Below are 20793 nucleotides of genomic sequence, written 5' to 3'. Positions count from 1 at the left end.
TAGTAAATTTAATTCTTCTGCGATTGAGCATCTTTTTGTCTATGCGTTACCCGCCAGACATGAAGAGTTAAATATACCTGATCGTCAGGCTGCAATTGCCAGCCTGCCTGCTTGTATAAGTACGTGCCGATTTTTTGGACAGTATCATAAGCCTTTTTGTACTTGACTTTCATTAATTCAATTAAGGAATGATCAAGCTCACTGCCAGAATCCTGGTCGCTTTCACCACACATATGCCTTACCATAAAAGCACGTAAATGTGTCATGAACCTATTGAAGTTAAACGATTCAGTATCTAGCTGCATTCCGTATTGATACTGGATAATATCAATTACTCCCTTAATCAGTTTAGTAATTTTAATTGTATCCTGCAGCTTTGTTTGACCAGAACCTGCATTAATGAAGTGATATGTCAGATAAGCTGCCTCACTTTGAGGAAAGTCAAGCTTAGTTTTTTCCTTCATTAACCTTAAGGCTTCTTGAGCCGTGCCATATTCCTTAGGAAATATTTTTTTCATTTCCCAGCCAAGCGTATCTTGACCTAATTCAATATTTCCTGTAGCACGGGTTAACATAAAATCAATGTGATCAGCCAACACCAAAAATTCATAATCAGAAAAAGTGATCTGTAATTTTTGACTGGCCATGCTAATCACTTCAGTTGTCAACTTCAAAGTCCGCTGATCAATATCTCTTACACTGTCAACCAATTTAATATTTTTTCCGACAGCTACAAAACGGCGTGAAATTTTGTCCTCATCAATGGGATCACCGACTTTTTTGCCAAAGCCAATCCCGTTGCCAATCACCACCCAATCTACTCCAGCCTTATCAGACACCAAGGCAGCGTTGTTGTTAAAATTTTTAACAAATTTCAATTCAACTACTTCCTTTCCAATAAAAAAACCTACAAACAGTACCAAAAAAGTATTGTTCATAGGTAATGCCTGATCAAGTCAGTAACACGTCTACTTACAGCTGATATTATAAATCAGTATTAAAGCGATTTCAATACTTATTTGATTATTTTTTTTAAGTGTTTCAATTCGAGATAAATAATTGTACTTTACGCAAATTTATACTTAAATAGTAGCAGAAGACTAATAGTAGTTTAAAGAAAAGGGATCAAATGGCAAGTAAAAAGCAAGCAAAATCTTCAAAACAGCAAATATGGTCTACTATTCGAGTGTTACTTTTAGGTGCCCTTTTTTATCTGGGCGTAACTTTAATCTTTTTCGGCTCCGGTTTTGGCAACTCCTATGTAGTTCAGCAAAATGCGGAAAAAGCAAATACCACTTTAACACAAAAGAAAGCAGATAGAAATAAAAAACGCAAAACAAGTTATGATGCCAGCAAAACCAAATCAGTTAGTGCAGCCAGCGTCCTTAGAGCCAAGCAAATCAAGGCATACGCTATTGGCCGCATTGCTATTCCTGCTGTTAATATTCATAATCCCCTTTTTGCCGGTTATGGCGATCAAAACCAAAACTTAGAATACGGTGTCGTTACCTGTCTGCCCGATCGCGTCATGGGCGGTGCTAATAATTATGTGCTTGCAGGACACTATATGGGGTCTTATGGTCCTGCAGTTTTGGATAATTTACATCTGGCACACCCTGGTGACCTCATCTATGTCACAGATTTGCATCATATTTATGTATATAAAATAAAAAGGATGTCTTTTGCCATCAAACCAACTCAAGTTGAAGTTGAAAACAATGTGCAGGATAAGAGTATGATTACACTAATTACATGTTCAGACTTTAACACTTCCAAATACGGTTACGGTCAACACCGTACAGTTGCACAGGGCGACTTGATCAGCAAAATGAAAGCAAGTCAGCATAATTTAGCTCTTAGCGAATTGACTGCTAAGCCAAAGCATAGTAAAAAAGAACATCAAGTATCTTTGAAAAACAGTAAACAGCAAAAGACAATTAACAAGGCTGTTCAAGTCCGCGCAAATACTAAACCAAAATTTTATCAAAATATGACTTTCATCAGAACAGTAATTATTATCTTTAACGTTGTTTTTGTCCTCGCTATATGCTGGAGACTTATTCACATCTGGTTTTTAAAATAGCGATTACAAGTTTAACTATATACTGGTAGTAAAATTACCAATTTCGAAATAGTCATCTTTATTAATCCATGCTATACTGAGGGTAATACAATATCATGAGAATAATATTTGACTGCGGTTACTTTTACATACAAAATAGATAGTTAAATTTTAAAAAGGAATTTCATTTAAGCATTACAATTGCTATTGTTAGTTCTAAGTAAGCGCTCTTAGCATCAAATATACTGCTATTTGGATTAGTAAAGAAGATGGTGACTAAATGACGACTAAAACCCGAGAATCAAGCGACTTGAATGATACAATTGAGCCTGCATTTAAACTGCAAAATTCTGTCGAAGATTTCAACTTTAATATAATCTCTCCTTTTCAAAAATTGATAAGAGACAAAAATATCAGTTATGAAAACTATCAAAAATGGCTATCATGTTAAAGACCATTCATACTTAATAATCTTAATCCTATTTACTAAAAGTTAAGGATTTAAACTTTGATAAAGATTTAATACACGATTCTTCATTATTGATCGACATTGTATATTTTAGTTTATGATATTTTCTTATGTTGTTAAGTCAATTAATGTAGTTCTCGGTTTTATTTTATTTGCATAAATAGTTTGATCTTAATAGCAGTGAAACATCCTAGCTTCATTAAATCGAAGGTCATCCCCTGTACTTGCCCTTTCTAGCCAAACCCTAGATAATACTGATTTGTTACAACTCTGTTTGTATGATATCCTTAAACCCTTTTTCGGATTGAAAACTACTGGTATAGCCTAGCTTGAGTTCAGTGTACCCAGTTAGACTTTAAAACAATAAAATAACATTTTTATAAATTATAGTACACATGTTATTTTATTTTACAAAGTTGCATTGACTTTCAAAAAGTCACGACATATAATTGGTTTATATTCAATAACATCAGTAAAAGAGGGATTATATGACTACACAAAGTAAATTTTATAAAAAAAGCAAAAAGCTGTTTGTTAGCGGTATAACAATAACAGCTATTAGTCTTTTGGGTACAAAAGCTTATACTGTTAAAGCCGATAATTTATCAGCTGGCTATTTAATGACCCAAAAAGTTAATCAAAATAATAATTTAAAACCAGTTAGCGCTGTTCCTACTTCAATTGCTTCAGCCAAAATCGTGCAAGAAGAAGATTTAGACCAAAATACTACTGGTTCCGACAAAAATCAAAACAGCAATGTTGGCAAAGCTGATACCAAACTTCAAGAACAAGTCAGTATCTATTATCAGGATGAAAGTGGGAAAGCTTTGCCTGATAATGAAGGCAAGACCTCTGATCACGGCACTATTGAAGAAGGCGAAAAAGGTAAGCATTTCACTGCCCCTGAAATTAAAGGCTACAAGCTTAGCTACATATTAATCAATGGTAACAAAGTAACCGATACTGACACTGCAAGTCTAGACTATACTGGAGCTGACTCTAACCCAACAGTTACCTTTGTCTATGCCAAAGTGGGAAAAACCTATTATCGTAACAAGGCTGCAGCAGTTACTGTAAAATATCAGGATGAATTGGGCAATACCCTAGCGGATGACATAATTTTAAATGGTTATGTTGGCGATGGGTATACAACTGGCGCTAAAGAAGTTACAGGTTATACTTTAAAAACAAGACCGGATAACGCTACCAGTTTCTTTAGTGATTATCCTCAAAGCGTAATTTACGTATATGTCAAAGACAATCAGGATAATCTTCCAACTAATGACAATAATACAGGAAATGATATTGATATAACTGATGGAACTGGCAAGACCAATAACTTACCCAAAACAAAAGATCATAATGACAATGCTGGAAACCACAAGCTTATTAATAGTGGTAAAAATAATGGCGATCCAAGTAATTTAACTGGCTCTGACAACCATAATGGTCATGCTGCTACTAAGGTATTAAGCAATAAAGATACAAAACAGGGTAAAAAACTACCACAAGCCGGCTTTGACAAGCAATCACGATTTGTTGCTTTGCTAGTTGGTTTTATGGCAATTATTACTAGTATAGTAGGTGCTTGGTTTAATCGTAAAAAGAAAGAATAACTAAATTTAATGTAAACTTTAAAATACTCCGTGAGGCATGATAGGCTTTTCGGAGTATTTTTAAATTCAAAGATTTTTATTATTTATTTTGATTTGCTATCTAAAGAAACTAATGATAAAAATTAAATCTTGTTACTATCTTTTAGTCTTGGAAAATAATTACTAGTCAATAACTGTTTTATTAAAAAATAAATAAACTGCTATTAAAAACATAGTTATATGCTCTCTCAATAAATTATCATTAAATACAAATGATAATTATTATTAAATTATATTGAAATACTTATGACATGTGTATAGACTTATTTTTATCATAATATAATTTAGATGGAGGAAAAAATATGAGCAAGCATAATATTTTTTATCATAAAGGTAAAAAAATATTGTTTAGTAGTATGGCAGTTGCTGCCTTAAGCGTCATAGCTGCCAATCCAGTTGCAGCTAAGGCTGCTGAATCACAGGGAGAGCAAACTTCTAAGCCTGCTGACGCAAAGCCGACAATACCAGCTAATTCTGGTGATAACGCTGGCGAAGATGATTCAAATATGCTATTGCCTTCAAAATGGACTAAAGACAATTGCAGTTATGATGAAAAGACTAAGACTTTAACTATTAAAGCCAGTATAATTGACAATGATTACAAAGTTAGTGAAGATAACCCTATCAATCCTGCCCAAATAGCTTGGAACATTGATGGTGTTAATACAGATCAAATTCAAACCATTAAAATTGATGGTGCCGTTACTTTCAAAGGTGATGCTAGTTCCTTATTTGCTGGTTTACCAAACCTGGAGAAAATTGAGGGATTAAAGAGTCTCGATACAAAAGAAGTCACTAACATGAAACAAATGTTTGCTAGTGATCCTAAATTGACTTCTTTAGACCTGTCAAACTTTGACACTTCTAGCGTAACTGACATGATGGGCATGTTCTTTGATGATGAAGCATTAAGTACTTTAGATGTATCCAAGTTTACTACAGATTCAGTAGAAGACATGTCTTATATGTTTAGTAATGATTCAAGCTTAACCAAAATTGATGGCTTGGAGAAATTCAACACCGGAAAAGTTACTAAGATGTGGGAAATGTTTAAAGGTGATAAGGCTTTGACATCCCTAGACATTAGTAGTTTTAAGATGCTTGAAAATAATGAAACTATTAAAGATAACGTTTCTGACACTAACAATACCGACGATAATAAAGGTACTACAAAGCCATCTCGTCAAACATATACCATTGATCAAGATATGTTATCAGGTATGGATAGCTTAAATGATATTAAACTTGGTGCAGGCAATATCATTAATAATTCAGGACTCCCTGGTTCAGTAGAAGAGAGTCTACAAGATGGAAAGACTAAGACTACTTGGTTCTTAAAGGATAGTAAAAACAAGGGATTAAGTTCAGTAGAACTTATACAGAAATTTGACGGTAAAAATGATGTTAAAGGTTATGTAGGTGAATATACTACTACCAAGTCTACTGATAACAACAATAACAATACACCAAGCACACCGACTACTCCAAGTAATACTACTAACACAGGTAACACCAACACAAATACTACGACTGATAAGCAAGACACTAATAAGACGGATACTAACAAGCCAGACACTACCAAGCCTGCTACTGACAACAAGAAGCCAGCTAAGAAGGCCAAGAAAGGTGTTAAAAGAGTAGTTACCCACAACGCTTATATCTTTAACCAAAAAGGCAAGCGTGTAAAAGGTGAATACTTCGTTGGTAAAACTATTACCACTTATGGTACTAAGACCATTAACGGCAAGAAGTTCTATGCTTTAGGCAAGAACCGTTTCGTTAAAGCTAATAATGTTACTGGTATCAACCGTAAATTAAAGCACAATGCCTTTATTTACACTAAGAAAGCCAATAACAAAGTTAAACGTTATGGTCGTGATGTTCTGAAGAAGAACAAGACAGTTAGAACTTACGGCGGTGCTGTTAAGATGCACAATAAGTTATACTACATCGTAGGCAAGAACCAATTTGTCAAGAAAGCAAACTTTTAAAGATTAAGAGATTTACTTTATAAATAAAAAGAACTCAACTAGTAGTTAAAACTGCTAACTGAGTTCTTTTTCTATGCTCAAAAATTAATAAATCACTTTAAAATTGTGTGTCCATATTACTAACTAGTGCCATATCTTCCAGCAAATAACCAAATTGAAATTATAAATCAAAAATAGTTTTTAGGTGAGCTAATTATTTATTCTTGCCAAACAAGGTGAAATGTATAAATAGTGTTATTAAGTTTAATGAATTGTATAATAAGGGAAATAAGGTATAAGAAAAATATTAATCATGTATATGTTTATTTTATAATCAAGGAATGAATAGCAAAATGAGCCAGAAAAAGAAACCTATGCGAACCAAAACAGCAACAATGTTTTTTAGTGTTGCTACAGCAATTTTAAGTTCACTAACTGTTAGCTCTATAACAGTTAAAGCAGATCTATCTCTGCCCTCTCCTGCACAAATTAAAAATAAACAAATTAATAATACCAATTATGCTAATTCTAAGTTAATTAGCAAAGAGCAGCCAAACTCTCAAAAACAGCTTCAACCAAAAACTGCAGAGTCTACTGCTCCAAGTGCTGCTAATTTTAAATGGGGCAACCTTGATGTCAGCTATAGTAACCATGTAATTACCGTCCCCAGTGGCAGTGTAGGTCAACCGGATTCTTTAGCTCACATTAACGGCATTAATAGTGACGATGTGCAAGAAGTTAAATTTACAGGTCAACTAAAGATTGGCTCAGCTTCTGAAATGTTTAAGGATTTAACTAATTTAACTAAAATCACTGGTTTGGAAAATCTGGATACATCTGCTACCAGTGATATGCGGTACATGTTTGCGAATTGCCAAAATTTAACCAGCATAGATGGCATTGATAATTTGCAGACCACCAAAGTTACTAATATGTCTTTTATGTTTGCGGGCTGCAGTAAATTAGCAAGTCTGGACCTATCAAGTTTTAATACTGCTAATACTAGTTATGTAGAGAGCATGTTTCAAGATTGTGAAAATTTACAGAGCATTAAGTTTTCACCTGATTTCACAATAGCCAAGGTGGACGATATAAGTCACATGTTCAGTGGATGTTCAAGCTTAACTGCTTTAGATCTTAGTAAGTTTAATACTAGCCAAGTTAAAAAAATGATTTGGACTTTTAAGGATTGCTCCAGCTTAACCAAGTTGGATTTATCATCATTTGACACGTCTAATGTAATTGATATGAATGGAATGTTTAATAATTGTAGTAGCTTAAAAGAACTTGATCTCAGGAGTTTTGTCATAGATCCCAATATTGATAAGGGTTATATGTTAGATGGCCTCGCTAAATTAAATACCCTTAAACTAGGTAAAAGTACATATATTAATGATACGCATCTTAACACTCCAGGAACTTGGGTCAATATCGGCGATGGAAGCGAAGACGAACCACAAGCAAATAATAAATATCTGTCTGAAGACTTAATTGCCCATGCTCACGACATTCTTGGCGACACTTATATTCGACCAGGTAATCCTATTACTGTTTCTTACTTGGATACTAGTAAAAGATCACTTGCACCCGATACTAGTTTGAAGGGCAAAATTGGCGATGATTATAAAGTGACAACGAAGACAATTCCGGGATATATCGTAAAGAAAGTTCCAGATAATGCCACTGAGGTTTTCACTGATCAGCCGCAGAACGTCAAATTTATTTATTCTGCTGACCCCGAATCTAACTCTACAAATGCACCAATTAAAGCTGCAGGTGTTACCGTCTATTATCAAGATGAAAACGGCAATCAAATTGCGCCTGAAACAATATTACAGGGCAATGTGGGTGACGGCTATACTACTGGTACTGTTGAGATCCCAGATTATACTTTAAAAGTAAGACCTGCGAATGCCACCGGTTTTTTCAGCACTGAACCGCAAAGCGTAACTTATATTTATGCTCGAAATAATGCCATACCTGAAGAAAATGACCAAAATAGTCCAACAAATTCATCCAGTAATAACCCTAGCCAAAAAGGGACTTCACAAACTAATGAGTCCCAAAATAAACACAAGTCCCGCACTAATGGTGTTACTGAGAACTATACTATTTTCAAATCCTCTGACAGTGATTCTGACTCCACGAATCCATTACTTATCACCAACAATGGCCAAGAAGAAGAGTTGCCACAAACTGGCACTAATGACCGTTCACAAATAATCGTGCTGCTGTTAGGCTTTTTGTCGGTAATTTGCAGCCTGCTTACCAGCTGCTTTAGTAAAAATAAAAAAGGGTGATTGCAAATTCAAAAATTCCGTCATAATTGACGGAATTTTTTGTCTTGCATAAAAATAAACGAACCGTTTTAATAAGAGAAGAAATTTTTTAAAAAAAGGAGTAAAAATGGGACTTAATAAACCACTTTTATTTGCGCTTAGCGATACTAAGCCTGGACCAAAAAACTTAATTACAGATGTTGCGGGCATTACCGTTGGCCACAAGACGGTTGTCACTGACAGACTCAGGACTGGTGTGACTGTGATCAACCCTTGCCCAGATAATATCTTTCGCGAAAAAATGCCGGCTGCTGCACACGTTATCAACGGCTTTGGCAAAAGCACAGGAATCATTCAAGTTAACGAGCTGGGTACAATTGAAACACCACTGGTTTTAACCAATACTCTCAGCGTGGGTACCGCATCAATGGCTTTAGTCAAAAGAATGCTGGCTGAAAATCCTGAAATTGGTCTTTCCACTGGCAGCGTCAACCCGATCATCATGGAGTGCAATGACAGTTCGATTAACCATATTCGCGATTTAGGCGTCACCGAAGACGATGTGAATGATGCTTTTGCAGCTGCTAGTGCAGATTTCGCTGAAGGCGGAGTTGGCGGTGGCACAGGAATGCGCTGCTACGAACTCAAGGGTGGTATTGGCTCTGCTTCAAGACAAGTCGAAATTGACGGTAAGACCTTTACAATGGGCGCACTTGTTATGTCCAATTTTGGTCTTAGCGCTGATTTGAACATTTATGGCCATGCCATTGGTAAAAAGTTTGTGGATAACAAGGATAGTAAGGAAAAAGGCAGCATTATCACAGTAATTGCTACTGACATTCCGTTTAGCTCGAGACAATTAAAACGCATTGCCAAACGTTCCGGTATCGGTATCACTCGCAGTGGCTCATTTAGCGGCAACGGTAGTGGCGAGATTACTCTAGCTTTCTCTACTGCTAACCGGGTAAGTCATTTCCCCGACCATGAGTTGAGCACAATTCAGGCAATTACTGATGACAAAATCGACCGTTACTTTAGGATTACGGTAGATATTGTGCACGAAGCCATTCTCAGTTCTTTGGCTCATGCCCAAACAACGCCTGACCGTGAGGGTAAGCCCATGTTTTGTCTAAAAGATGCCCTATTGCATCTTGGTGATGATAAAGAGGCAGTGCAATTAATTGCAGATTTAGGACTTTAATCAGATACCGGTAACAATAATTTTTACTATCTTGCAGTGTTATAATTAACTGAAAATGTGAGCGATTGCAAAGGAGAATTAATATGACACCATGGTGGAAAAATGCAGTAATTTATCAGATCTATCCCAAGTCTTTCCAAGATAGCAACGGTGACGGTATTGGTGACCTGCCGGGCATTATAAGTCGCTTAGACTATTTGCAAAAATTGGGAATAGATGCAATTTGGCTTTCACCAATTTATAAATCTCCTGGCATCGATAATGGGTATGATATTGCCGATTATAAAGCAATCGATCCGCAATATGGCAGCATGCAAGATATGGACAGGCTGATTAGTGAGGCTTAAAAACGTGGCATTCGAATCATCATGGATTTAGTCGTTAATCATACTTCTGATCAACATGAGTGGTTTATTGAAGCACGTAAAAGTAAAGATAATCCTTACCGAGACTATTACATCTGGCGTGATCCTGTTGCCGGTCATGAACCTAATGATCTAAAATCTGATTTTTCAGGTTCTGCCTGGCAATTTGATGATAAAACGAACCAGTATTACTTACACTTTTTTGCCCCGCAACAACCAGATTTGAACTGGCAAAATCCACAATTACGACACAAAATATATGACATGATGAACTTCTGGCTTGATAAAGGCATTGGCGGCTTTCGCATGGACGTGATCGAACTAATTGGCAAAGATCCGGATCGAAAAATTCGCGAAAATGGTCCCCAGCTTCATCCTTATATTCAGGAAATGAACCAAGCTGTTTTAGCTAACCGCGATGTAGTAACTGTTGGTGAGACCTGGAGTGCTGATCTCGATAGTGCCCGTAAGTATTCTGATCCTGACCGGCATGAGCTCTCTATGATTTTTCAGTTTGAAGATCAAAACATTGATAAGCAGCCGGGAAAGACAAAATGGGATCTCAAACCCTTTAAGGCCAGCGATCTTAAAGAGATCTTGATTAAATGGCAAACACAAATTGATTATAATCATGGCTGGAATAGTTTGTTCTGGGAAAATCATGATCTTCCACGTGTCATTTCTCGTTGGGGCAATGATAATAAATACAGAGTACAATCTGCCAAAATGTTTGCCATTGCCTTACATTTAATGCGAGGTACTCCTTATATTTATAATGGTGAAGAAATTGGCATGACAAACTGTCCGGTCAAGGATATCTCTGAAGTTGAAGACCTTGAAAGTGTCAATATTTATAATGAGCGAATCAAGCAAGGTTATACCAAAGAAGAACTTATCAGGTCAATCAATGCTAAAGGGCGCGACAATGCCCGCAGACCCATGCAGTGGTCAGCGTCTTTTGCTGCTGGTTTTACTACTGGCACTCCTTGGCTGGCGCTTAATCCCAACTATCAGGATATTAACGTTCAAACGGCTTTAGCTGACCCACAATCAATTTTTTACACCTACCAAAAATTGATTAAGTTACGTCACGAAAACGAAATTATCGTTAATGGCAGCTTCACTCCTGTTTCTGCCAGTCCTAACGTCTTGGCATATTACCGTGAACTTGTTGGCGAGCGCTGGTTAGTCGTTGCTAATTTGACAGGCAATGAAGAACGATTTTCTGCACCTGCTAAAATAAAACAAGTTATCATTAGTAACTATCAGGCACCCAAAACACTTGATAATATTAAATTAAGACCATATGAAGCCTTTGCTGTAATTGCAAAATAAATAGTAAAAGCCGTATTTAAGTTTAACCTCAAATACGGCTTTTTAATTTGCTCAAGTTGATTCTTTTTACCTGCGATAATATGCTTCATTAATTGTTGCACTAATATTACTATTTTCAGCAGTATATGCCCTTGATTAATTCATATTTATCCTTAAATGTTCGAATACGACATTTTTGCTAATTCTTATTATGCCCAAGTTATAACTTAAGTATAAAAGTTTTACGTTAGGAGCTACAAAATCATGGACGTTTTCGCAAAAAATAAGAATTATCGCAAATTTACAATCGCCAGCTTTTTATCTGGTGCAGGCAACATTTTATTTTATCTGGCACTTATTACTTACGCCAGTAAATTAAGAAATTATGCTTTAGCAATTTCATTGATTTCAATTTCTGAATCAATACCTGAAATACTGCAAGTTTTTATTGGTTATTTAGCTGACCGCACTAAAAATAAATTTAAATTGATGGTTTGGCTAGCCGTTATCCGTTTTGGACTTTACTTAATCGTTGGTATACTTTTCGCCAGTGGCTTTGCTGGTTGGAATCTAGTTTTAACTGTTATTGGCATCAACCTGATGTCAGATATTGCCGGTTCATATTCTGGTGGTTTGCAAACTCCACTAATTGTTGCTATTGTTGGAAACGATGATCTCGCTGAAGCTGAAGGCTTTGCCAGCGGCATTAACAGTATTATAAATATGATTGCCCAATTTATTGGATCAGGTTTATTACTATTTATGTCCTACTCTAGCCTGGCAATCCTTAACGCGTTAACATTTCTAGCAGCAGGTGTCCTTTTTGCCAATGTTGGTTTCAATTATCACAAAAATCATTCTCAAAAAGAAACTGTTCAGGTTAACGAGCATGGCTTTTTTAAGACGATTGCTTTTTCATTCAAAGAAGTTAAAAAAGCTAATGGACTATTAACTGTTGTTTTAGTAATTGCCTTGCTAAATGGTATTTTAGGCACTATTGAACCTTTAATTTCAATCGTAGTTGCAGGCAATAAATCCTCTATTATTATCGTAACATATAGTTTTACCATTGCTCTAATTGGCGGTGTGATGACTGCCGGCATGGCTCTTGGCAGTATCGTAGGCACTAAATTATTTAAAAACATGTCATTATTTACTGTGGCAATAATTGCCACTGCCTTAAGCACAGCAGTTGTAGGCAGCATGCTTATTAAAAATATTTTTATTTGCTTACCTGTTATGGCAAGTCTTGCAGCATTTATTGGTACTGCCAGTCCTAAATTAACGCAATGGCTGGTTGGTGCCGTTGACCAAGATATTCTATCTTCAACGATTGGATTGTTGAACACAATTTTAATAATAACCAGTCCTGTTATGACTACCATTTTTACTACAATTACTGCTTCGTTTAATGTTACTACTGCATTAATACTACTGGGAATCACAAGTTTAATAGTACTCGTAATAACGGTCAAAGTTGCTTGCTCAATTAACAAAAAGCCAGCAATTGAGGCAGCATAATTTGGAAATGTTTATTGGCAATTAAAAACCATCCTAGTTAGGGTGGTTTTTAACTTTTACTCAAAATTTTTTAATTTCTGCTTGGTATAACTGGGTTGTTTTGGAATCAAAGGCACACATAATAACTTCCATTTGATAATCAGAATGCTGAATGAGCCAATTTTGCACGGCAGTAAAAGCAATATGTGCAGCAGCTGCAGCCGGAAAGCCGTAAGCCCCAGTAGAAATTGCCGGGAACGCGATACTATGTAAGCCATGGCTTTTGGCTAAATTTAGGGAGCTGATATAGCAACTTTTCAATAACTTATTATCTTCTGCAGACCCCGAATAAATTGGTCCCACAGTATGAATTACAAACTTAGCAGGCAACTTGTAGCCCTTGGTAATTTTAGCCTGTCCCGTTTCACAGCCATGAAGCTGGCGACACTCTGCCAATAATTCCGGTCCAGCTGCTTGATGAATTGCCCCATCAACTCCCAAGCCACCTAACAATGTCTTATTGGCAGCATTAACAATTGCATCTACCGTTAATTTGGTTATGTCCCCTTGAATTATTTTGATATTTTCCATAAACTGAGCCTCTCTTTTATTTCATTTTAAACCCAAATTATTTTTTGCCCAAACAAAAAATGCGACTCACAAAGTGGTCGCATTTTCAACAAGTTAGTATACATAATTACTTATTTTTCAGTGCATTCTCTACAGCTTCTTCAATTGCTTTACTTGTCCTAGTTGCTCCAGTAACGGCATCGACATCTATTGAATTTGCATTAACTATTTCTTGCGGTACAACCTTTAACGCTCTTTTACCAACATCCTCACTTTCATTTTCAGAAACAATTTCTACGTTGGTGATTCGACTATCTTGATAAGTAACCCGAACTTTAATTTCGTCACCCATACCTGAATGAGAAACACCCAGGTATTGGTTACTGTCTAATGTAATTTTATCTTCATGATTAATTAGATCATTCTGCCCATTCATTTCTGTAGAAGCAGCAACTCTCTTACTCTCTTCTTTTGTAACATTCTCACCAGCTATTTTCCCAAATATTAAACATTCGGCGATATTGCATGCTGTTTGATAGTTATTTACACAAACCCCACCAAGTTCACCAGCACCATACAAATGTTTAATAGGCTGATCTGTTTGATCGACAATTTGAGCCTTACTATTACGTTTAGGTCCGCCTTGAGTATTTAAAACACAGTTTACCATCTTGATGGCATAAAATGGTCCATGGTCAAATTTGCTCATTGTTTTAACATCTCTATTAAATTGATAGTCTTTTTCTTGATCAACGAAGAAATTAAAATCGCTAATCGATTGCTTTAAATTAGCAACGGGAACATTAATCTTTTCAGCTAATTCTTCAACAGTGGCTGCTTTAACTAAAGTTTTGTCAAAACCTTCAAATGGATCTGGTTTTGATTTTATTTTTTCAAGTTGTTTTTGATCAAAAACAAGATGGATATTTGTGTGATAACGTGGTATATCCCATCTGCCATGATTATAAACATGGCCATGACGATTTGCCCCACTCTCATTCATATACCTTGTACCATCTTCAGTTACAGCTATAATGCTTCCATTTCTAAACTGTGAATTATCAAATACAAGTCGCGCACGCTCTCCTTCTTTCGTATAGAAAGCAAGTCCTGGCAATACACCTGCACTTTCATAATTCCACATGTGCCATAATTGCGCGCCAGCTTCAATAGATAATCTAATGCCATCTCCCTTATTGTACAAAGTGCCAAATGGTGACAGATATTTGCTATTCAAATATGTCTGAGCCATTTCACGACTATTTTCATAACCACCTAACGTTAAAACTACCCCTTTAGTCGCAGCAACACTAATATTTTTACCATTACGTTCAATAATTGCACCTACTACAGTTTTATCATCCGGATCAATAATCAAATGTTTAGCTCTTGAATTAAGCCAAACATCAATATTCGCACTTCTATCAATTACCTTTTGCCGCAATATTTTCCATAATGCACTGTCAGCTATCCCTTCATGAACTAATGAAAAGTCAAATGTATTGGCTCCTTCATATTCTGGAAATTCTTCCAGCATCTCTTGTAAAGGAAAAGCATATTTAGAGGTGTCTAAGTTATCATGTCGTACACTAACTGGATTAACATTTAGATATTTTTTCAAATATTCTCTCATGTTAGTCATACCTTTTGCATAAACTTCTTGTACTTTTTCATCTTCATCCATCGGTGTAGACAAATTTTTATAATAGGCTAACAGCTTCTCATAGTTATCCCCTGTTCCAATCAGCTGAACACAATACCTTGTATTTCCACCTTCATGGCCATATGGAGCAGAGTCAACCAGCAAGACTTTTGCTCCATTATCTGCTGCAAAACGTGCAGCGGTAGCACCCGCTCCACCAAAGCCTAGAACAACAACATCATATTTCGCTTTATATTCTGGTTTCATTATTATGTTCTCCTACTATTTGACTTCATATAACCGTTTACATCCTTATTATCAATGATATAATGTGACTTGTTAAATAGTTATTTTATAAGTTGAATATAAGTGAATATCAATAATGAAACTTGATGAAGAATTAGTCTTTAAAATTTTAGAGAGTACTAAATACTGTAAAAGCATTAGCGAAATTGCAACTCAGTTATATTTAAGTCAACCATATATTAGTCAAGTTCTTAAAAATGCAGAGGCATATTACAAGGTTAAACTGATTAATCGTAAAACAATACCAATTAGTATAACCCCTGCAGGAGAACAAGTTCGGAATGGCTTGCTTAAAATTATTAGCGATAGAAACGAAATCAATGCCAATTTAAGACCATTTATTGCGTCAAAAGAAGATACAATTAAGATTGCATATACTCCTATATGGACAAAACAACAAGGTAAAATAATTAAACAGTTACAAAACGAATTTCCACATACTAAATTTTTCCTGCAAAAAGTATTCACCAGCAATACATCTTATAATCTAATTGCTAATCATATTTATGATATATTTTGGGGACGTTATCTTAAAGGCAATGAAATTCGTTCTAAGTTTTTATACAGACAAATAGCCTATTTAATTATTCCTAAAAATTCTGCAATTTATCAACGAGGATTAAGAGAAATTTCTTTTAGTAAAGCAAAATTTAATCAACTTAATGGTTCAAATTTAGTAGCGTTAGAAAATGATTCTTGGTTTCAAGAAGCGGTTAACCATCTTTTTATAGATAATGGGATTAAGGTTAATCAATCTATCACAGTCAATGACTTTATAGGAGCTGTAGAATTAGCAATTCAAGGATTTGGTATAACTATTACTCTCGCTAATACGTTAAACTATATTGACAGTTCATTAGAATTCAACTACATGAAATTACCATTATCCAGTTTAAACTTAGATACAGGCTTAAGTATCAGCAGAGATGCTCCTATTCAATTACAAAATATTGCTAAAAGTTTTGCAGATTTAATAATCAAAACAGGTTGGCAAAATTAGGACAAAACAAAAAATGCGACTCACAAAGTGGTCGCATTTTTCTTCTATATAAATAGCAAAAATCTTAAATATGTTATAGCACTATCAGGAAATATCTACACCTCCTGTTATTCTATTAAGAAAGCTAGTTCCATTCTGTGGCATTTCTACTCCGAAGAATTCAGCTCCAGTTGCACCAACATCAGAAAGAGATTCTCTTTCACCAACATATTTATAATGTACATTCTCTTTATATATTAATAAAGGAACCTTTTCCCTAGTATGTTGTGCATGGCCAATAGTAGGATCATCACCATGATCAGCCATGACAATTAAAATATCATCTCCGGTAAAATACTGTTCCGCTTCTGGCAATCTTCTATTAACTATCTCCAAAATATTTGCATAATGATCTGTATCCTCAGAGTGGCCAGCTAAATCAGTTTCCTGAATATTCATGAAAATTAATCCATTACTTATTTCTTTTGCCTGATCTATAAATCTATCAAACAAGTAGTTACTATCTACACCAGGAAATCGTCTATCAGTGTCACCTCTTACTATATCAGAAGCTTTGCCAATTAAAGCAACATCAATCCCATGACGAATTAAAATACTGGCTAGCTGTACTTTGGGATTAATACCGTAACCTAAATGAACAACATGGTAATTTTTCTTATATACACCTGATTCCGGTGCAGAAATACCAACATACTTTTCTTTTTTAATGTGTCGGGCATCAAGAATATTATCAATGGTCACATCACTACCACCAAAAGCAATTACTCTGGATACTTTGACTACTTTTCTAACGGATTCTCCTAATTTTGTAATTTCTGCGAATGACATTTTATCTAAAGTAGCCGTAACATTATATACTTGTCCTGGATCTGCTTCTAAATTGTCAGCAACAGTCGCACAGTTATTAACAACTAAAATTTCTAATCCCGGATCTCCGTATCTTTTTACAGTAAAGCCGTCTTCCCTTACTTGTTTTTCAACCTGATCAATTACTTCATTAAAGGGTTGAAGTAAAGGCATTGGTGGATTAGTTCCCATTATTTCTTGGTGTCCTAAATAAGAATCAGCCCCGTGATGTTTAAGAAGAGCTGTACCCCAATTCGCGTCTGGTGAAAAAATATGTCTGCCACGTTCAACGCCAATTGCATTAATTAAACCTAATCTTTCAAGATTGGGAATATCAATGTTCGGCTCAGCTTTAATGATATTCAAAGCTGTATTTGAACCAACATCATTAGGCCGGACTTGAGGTACATCGTCCATTGCACCAACACCAAAACCATCTAAAACTATTACACCAAATTTACTCATTACATTATCTCCTTAGGCATATGTTTGCCCTGACTATCATATAAACCTAATAATTTTGGCTTGCCTGATTGCAAGCCATCTACAATTGCTACAACACTTCTTGTAACAAAAATTTGCGTCCTAAAATCAGTAATAACTGTTGCACCTTCTGTATAAGAATCTTCAAGCTCCAAGTAATAGTCAATGCTTTCGTTGTCAAAAGGCAAAACTTTACTCTCATATTTCTGATCATCAGCAAATACTAATGCATTGCTTGCATGCCCTCTTCTGTAATATCCTCCGCCATAAAAATAGCTGTGGCCCTTAAAACTATGCGAAATTTCACTAACATAGCAGTATGCCGGAATTTCCGGTTGCTTTGAATTTGCATGAAGTGGCGTAGTACCTGATAAACCATGACCGGGTTCCCCTTCGTTTCCTCCCAATTTTTTAATTAATGGAATTGAATTGCAACATGTAGCAGAAGGTAAACTCACAACCCGTAAAGGATAATTATTTTCCCGAAATATTTTTCTGACTTTTTCTATAGTTTTAACATTAGTAGTAGGTTCAATTTTATTAGTAGAGTCATTAAATAAAAGTGCGGGAAAGCAGGTTATACCAACCAACTCAACATTTGAAAAGCTAACTATTTTGGTGAAATTAGACTTAAACTCGCTGATAGTTAACCCTCCCACTTGTCCCGGATAGAGTTCGTCATTGTCTCCTATAACTTTAAGGATAATTTTTTGAGTTACTTTTAATTCTTTAGCTATCTGATTGATATATACTAAATTGTTCATCGAATAAACCGTCACGTATTTGGTTCCATAAGCTAAGACTTTTTTGACCAAACTTCTCGGCATTTGCACCAAATTCCCCACATTACCAAGGTGCAGTCCATAATGCATAAAGGTTTCTGCTTCCCTAAAATCAACAACTACTGCTAGTGGTATTCCGGCTTCTTCAATCGCTTTGGCTATAACTGGATTACGACCAAATTGTTTTGTCATATAAAGCAATTCAACCTTATTTTCTTTGGCTGCTTTAACCATTTTTTTGGTATTATTTTTAATTGCTTCCAAATCAATGACATAAGTGTCTGGTAAAATCCGACCACTTTGATGAAGTTGAACTGCATAATCAATTAGACAAGGGTTATATTTTTTTAGTGAAGGTAAAAACATTATTTCACCTCCTTTATACATTTTTGCAAAATATTAATAATAGTATCTGCACCTGCTCTATACGGATTTATTCGAATCGTATTGTCCAATAATTCAGGATCATAAGCTTTAAATGTTCCTGAAACTCTGTATATCATAGGAACAATTTCATATTTAGATTCTGCACCAATTGGATTAGGTGCTCCACCAAATTTAGCCACATTTTTTAAAATTTCTTTGGCTATCGGATGAGTAAATTCCACTAGTAAAACTTTTGATTGTGCATTTGCAACGTAAGCTTTTTTGACTCCTGGAACTTCGTTGTTATTAAGTCTCTCTTTTAACTCATTAATAACTCGAGCTTGATTAGCTAAAGCGACAGGTGCATATACCATGCCCCTTAAAACATCCAAAGCTTCATGCCCTTGAACCTGCGAACCACCCGAATAATTTTCCTCTCGTAGTTTATCCAAGTATATTTTTTTACCGACTATACATCCTATCCCTTCAGGACCCAATAGCTTAAATGTGGAAAAACAACTTAAATCTGCACCTAGTTCAGTTCCAATTTTATGCACTTTCATAACAGCGTAGTTATCATCTGTAATGATAGGAATATTGTGGCTATAGCGTGTCCTTAAGACTTTTAGAACATGACCCATATCGTAAGAATCATCAGGCTTTTGTCTGGTATATTGAACTAATATGCCAGCAATATTTTCCGGTAATTTAACAGTATCAATTTTATTGAAATCAACTTCTTTTGTTTTTACACCCATCATAGTCAGAGAAACTTGGGTAGTAGGATAAATTGGAGCTTCATGAACTAATAAAGTTTGTCCCGCATTTAAAACAGAATGTAGTGCGCTTCTAATAGCACCAGTACCTGAGCCTCTTACCAGCATGGCGGCTTCAGTATTAAAAAACTTGGCGATTACTTCCTCTGCCTTTTTAGTAAACTTGGGTTCATTTAACCCTGGAATAACTCCCAAGTCCCCTCTGGTAATAATCTCATTACCCGCAAAAACATTAGTAATTGCATCTACTAATTGCCACTGCTTTGTTAAAGCTTCCTCCGGTGTAATACTTTCTAGCGGGTAAGTTGTAAAATCAGTCATTCCAATCACCACCAAAAATTCTTTGAGGGTTTTCTACCAGCATTTTATTAATAAACTCCTCAGTTACACCACCAGCTTTTAGCTCAGGAATGAAACTATCCAATAAATATGCATAACCAATGCCGCCATTTGCTTTTAAATGAGATTTTCTAGTTATGTCCATTGACATAACAATTTGATCTGTAAAGCCTGCATCTTGGGCTGCTTTAATTATTTCGACCCTTTTAGCATCAGACATATAGTTATTTTTACCTATAGTATCTATTTCTACATTAGTTCCTGTCTTTAACATTTCTAAGACATAATTAGGATTACCCGTTAGATCTACATGGCCAATAATGACCTTGCTTAAATTGGCATGTTTTTTTTGAAAAAATTCAACTTGCTCACGTCCTAAAGTGCCTATTGAAGTATGTGTCATAATTGGAGTATGAGTTTCTTTACTAGCAATAACTGCTGCATTAAATACTTTTTCTTCTTGTTCAGTCCATCTATTTTTAGTTGTAGCAATTTCTCCTATGACTCCAGCTTTAATATCTGTATTTTTAATTCCTACTGTAATGTCTTTGATCATCATTTCGGCTAATTGTGTGACTGATAACTGATATACTTCTATTGGTAAAAAAGCAGATTGATACCAGCCTGTAGCTTGGACAATATTAATTCCTGTTTCTGTAGCTACTTTTTGTGCATATGCTACATTCCTTCCAATACCTCGACAGGTGGCTTCAACAATGTTTCTTACCCCTTTGTTATAAAGCTCTTTCAATTCTTTTATTACCAGCCCTTGGGAATCAAGTAATGCATCTTCATCCCCAATTACTTCTGAACGATCTATAGGAATATGTTCATGCGCATACGTAATACCTGGTTTTAAAACTGTCAT

The 20793-nt window shown here is 35.5% G+C and carries 15 protein-coding genes and 1 pseudogene; 9 read left to right on the top strand and 7 right to left on the bottom strand.

Translation table 11 applies throughout. The features are described from left to right. Positions 1–8: 8 nt before the first annotated feature. The gene (locus tag LDM90_RS01255; RefSeq protein ID WP_223896257.1) at positions 9–878 is read right to left on the bottom strand and encodes a PRD domain-containing protein; all 870 of its coding nucleotides are present in this window, start codon (positions 876–878) and stop codon (positions 9–11) included. Positions 879–1129: 251 nt separating this feature from the next. On the opposite strand from LDM90_RS01255, the gene LDM90_RS01250 reads away from it, so the two are divergent. The 8 genes and pseudogenes from LDM90_RS01250 to LDM90_RS01215 all read left to right on the top strand — a co-directional run bounded on the left by LDM90_RS01250 (position 1130) and on the right by LDM90_RS01215 (position 12836). Next, positions 1130–2083 (top strand): class A sortase, encoded by a 954-nt coding sequence (locus tag LDM90_RS01250; RefSeq protein ID WP_223896256.1) that lies wholly within the window; start codon positions 1130–1132, stop codon positions 2081–2083. Positions 2084–2342: 259 nt separating this feature from the next. Continuing rightward, the gene (locus LDM90_RS01245) at positions 2343–2513 is read left to right on the top strand and encodes a hypothetical protein (RefSeq protein ID WP_187154080.1); all 171 of its coding nucleotides are present in this window, start codon (positions 2343–2345) and stop codon (positions 2511–2513) included. Between the two features lie 506 nt (positions 2514–3019). Then, positions 3020–4147, top strand: coding sequence for a MucBP domain-containing protein (locus LDM90_RS01240; RefSeq protein ID WP_223896255.1), 1128 nt, complete (start codon positions 3020–3022; stop codon positions 4145–4147). A 341-nt stretch (positions 4148–4488) separates the two neighbouring features. Continuing rightward, on the top strand, positions 4489–6177 hold the full coding sequence (locus LDM90_RS01235) for a BspA family leucine-rich repeat surface protein (protein WP_223896254.1): 1689 nt from the start codon (positions 4489–4491) through the stop codon (positions 6175–6177). A gap of 332 nt (positions 6178–6509) precedes the next feature. Beyond that, a complete protein-coding gene (locus tag LDM90_RS01230; RefSeq protein WP_223896253.1) occupies positions 6510–8456 on the top strand; it encodes a MucBP domain-containing protein in 1947 nt (648 codons plus the stop codon). 106 nt (positions 8457–8562) lie between these two features. Continuing rightward, the gene (locus LDM90_RS01225) at positions 8563–9636 is read left to right on the top strand and encodes a P1 family peptidase (RefSeq protein ID WP_223896252.1); all 1074 of its coding nucleotides are present in this window, start codon (positions 8563–8565) and stop codon (positions 9634–9636) included. 83 nt (positions 9637–9719) lie between these two features. Then, positions 9720–11336: pseudogene (locus tag LDM90_RS01220) on the top strand (glycoside hydrolase family 13 protein). A gap of 243 nt (positions 11337–11579) precedes the next feature. Further along, on the top strand, positions 11580–12836 hold the full coding sequence (locus LDM90_RS01215; RefSeq protein ID WP_223896251.1) for an MFS transporter: 1257 nt from the start codon (positions 11580–11582) through the stop codon (positions 12834–12836). 60 nt (positions 12837–12896) lie between these two features. Here the strand turns inward: LDM90_RS01215 and LDM90_RS01210 are convergent, their stop codons facing one another. Next, the gene (locus LDM90_RS01210; RefSeq protein WP_198212558.1) at positions 12897–13406 is read right to left on the bottom strand and encodes an O-acetyl-ADP-ribose deacetylase; all 510 of its coding nucleotides are present in this window, start codon (positions 13404–13406) and stop codon (positions 12897–12899) included. Between the two features lie 106 nt (positions 13407–13512). Further along, a complete protein-coding gene (locus LDM90_RS01205) occupies positions 13513–15294 on the bottom strand; it encodes an FAD-binding protein (protein WP_198212560.1) in 1782 nt (593 codons plus the stop codon). Positions 15295–15409: 115 nt separating this feature from the next. On the opposite strand from LDM90_RS01205, the gene LDM90_RS01200 reads away from it, so the two are divergent. Continuing rightward, positions 15410–16333 (top strand): LysR family transcriptional regulator, encoded by a 924-nt coding sequence (locus tag LDM90_RS01200; RefSeq protein WP_198212562.1) that lies wholly within the window; start codon positions 15410–15412, stop codon positions 16331–16333. A gap of 84 nt (positions 16334–16417) precedes the next feature. Here LDM90_RS01200 and LDM90_RS01195 read toward each other — a convergent pair whose 3' ends face one another. From LDM90_RS01195 to LDM90_RS01180, 4 genes are read right to left on the bottom strand one after another with little or no spacing between them, the layout of a single operon-like run. Then, positions 16418–17644, bottom strand: a complete 1227-nt coding sequence (locus LDM90_RS01195; protein WP_198212564.1) for a phosphopentomutase — start codon at positions 17642–17644, stop codon at positions 16418–16420. Next, positions 17644–18810 (bottom strand): YhfX family PLP-dependent enzyme, encoded by a 1167-nt coding sequence (locus tag LDM90_RS01190; RefSeq protein WP_223896250.1) that lies wholly within the window; start codon positions 18808–18810, stop codon positions 17644–17646. The genes LDM90_RS01195 and LDM90_RS01190 overlap by 1 nt, the downstream gene beginning before the upstream one ends. Beyond that, the gene (locus LDM90_RS01185; RefSeq protein WP_223896249.1) at positions 18810–19907 is read right to left on the bottom strand and encodes an aminotransferase class V-fold PLP-dependent enzyme; all 1098 of its coding nucleotides are present in this window, start codon (positions 19905–19907) and stop codon (positions 18810–18812) included. The genes LDM90_RS01190 and LDM90_RS01185 overlap by 1 nt, the downstream gene beginning before the upstream one ends. Next, on the bottom strand, positions 19900–20793 hold the full coding sequence (locus LDM90_RS01180; RefSeq protein ID WP_223896248.1) for a phosphotriesterase family protein: 894 nt from the start codon (positions 20791–20793) through the stop codon (positions 19900–19902). The genes LDM90_RS01185 and LDM90_RS01180 overlap by 8 nt, the downstream gene beginning before the upstream one ends.

The sequence above is a fragment of the Lactobacillus huangpiensis genome, assembly GCF_019972815.1.
GTDB lineage: Bacteria > Bacillota > Bacilli > Lactobacillales > Lactobacillaceae > Lactobacillus > Lactobacillus huangpiensis.
This window is presented reverse-complemented; position numbering and strand designations above follow the sequence as displayed.

Bases quoted from the DNA above. Each gene is read 5' to 3' on its own strand.
- LDM90_RS01215 (WP_223896251.1), top strand. From the start codon at position 11,580: ATGGACGTTTTCGCAAAAAATAAGAATTATCGCAAATTTACAATCGCC.
- LDM90_RS01195 (WP_198212564.1), bottom strand. From the start codon at position 17,644: ATGAGTAAATTTGGTGTAATAGTTTTAGATGGTTTTGGTGTTGGTGCA.
- LDM90_RS01230 (WP_223896253.1), top strand. From the start codon at position 6,510: ATGAGCCAGAAAAAGAAACCTATGCGAACCAAAACAGCAACAATGTTT.
- LDM90_RS01250 (WP_223896256.1), top strand. From the start codon at position 1,130: ATGGCAAGTAAAAAGCAAGCAAAATCTTCAAAACAGCAAATATGGTCT.
- LDM90_RS01205 (WP_198212560.1), bottom strand. From the start codon at position 15,294: ATGAAACCAGAATATAAAGCGAAATATGATGTTGTTGTTCTAGGCTTT.
- LDM90_RS01180 (WP_223896248.1), bottom strand. From the start codon at position 20,793: ATGACAGTTTTAAAACCAGGTATTACGTATGCGCATGAACATATTCCT.
- LDM90_RS01225 (WP_223896252.1), top strand. From the start codon at position 8,563: ATGGGACTTAATAAACCACTTTTATTTGCGCTTAGCGATACTAAGCCT.
- LDM90_RS01235 (WP_223896254.1), top strand. From the start codon at position 4,489: ATGAGCAAGCATAATATTTTTTATCATAAAGGTAAAAAAATATTGTTT.
- LDM90_RS01240 (WP_223896255.1), top strand. From the start codon at position 3,020: ATGACTACACAAAGTAAATTTTATAAAAAAAGCAAAAAGCTGTTTGTT.
- LDM90_RS01210 (WP_198212558.1), bottom strand. From the start codon at position 13,406: ATGGAAAATATCAAAATAATTCAAGGGGACATAACCAAATTAACGGTA.
- LDM90_RS01245 (WP_187154080.1), top strand. From the start codon at position 2,343: ATGACGACTAAAACCCGAGAATCAAGCGACTTGAATGATACAATTGAG.
- LDM90_RS01185 (WP_223896249.1), bottom strand. From the start codon at position 19,907: ATGACTGATTTTACAACTTACCCGCTAGAAAGTATTACACCGGAGGAA.
- LDM90_RS01190 (WP_223896250.1), bottom strand. From the start codon at position 18,810: ATGTTTTTACCTTCACTAAAAAAATATAACCCTTGTCTAATTGATTAT.
- LDM90_RS01200 (WP_198212562.1), top strand. From the start codon at position 15,410: ATGAAACTTGATGAAGAATTAGTCTTTAAAATTTTAGAGAGTACTAAA.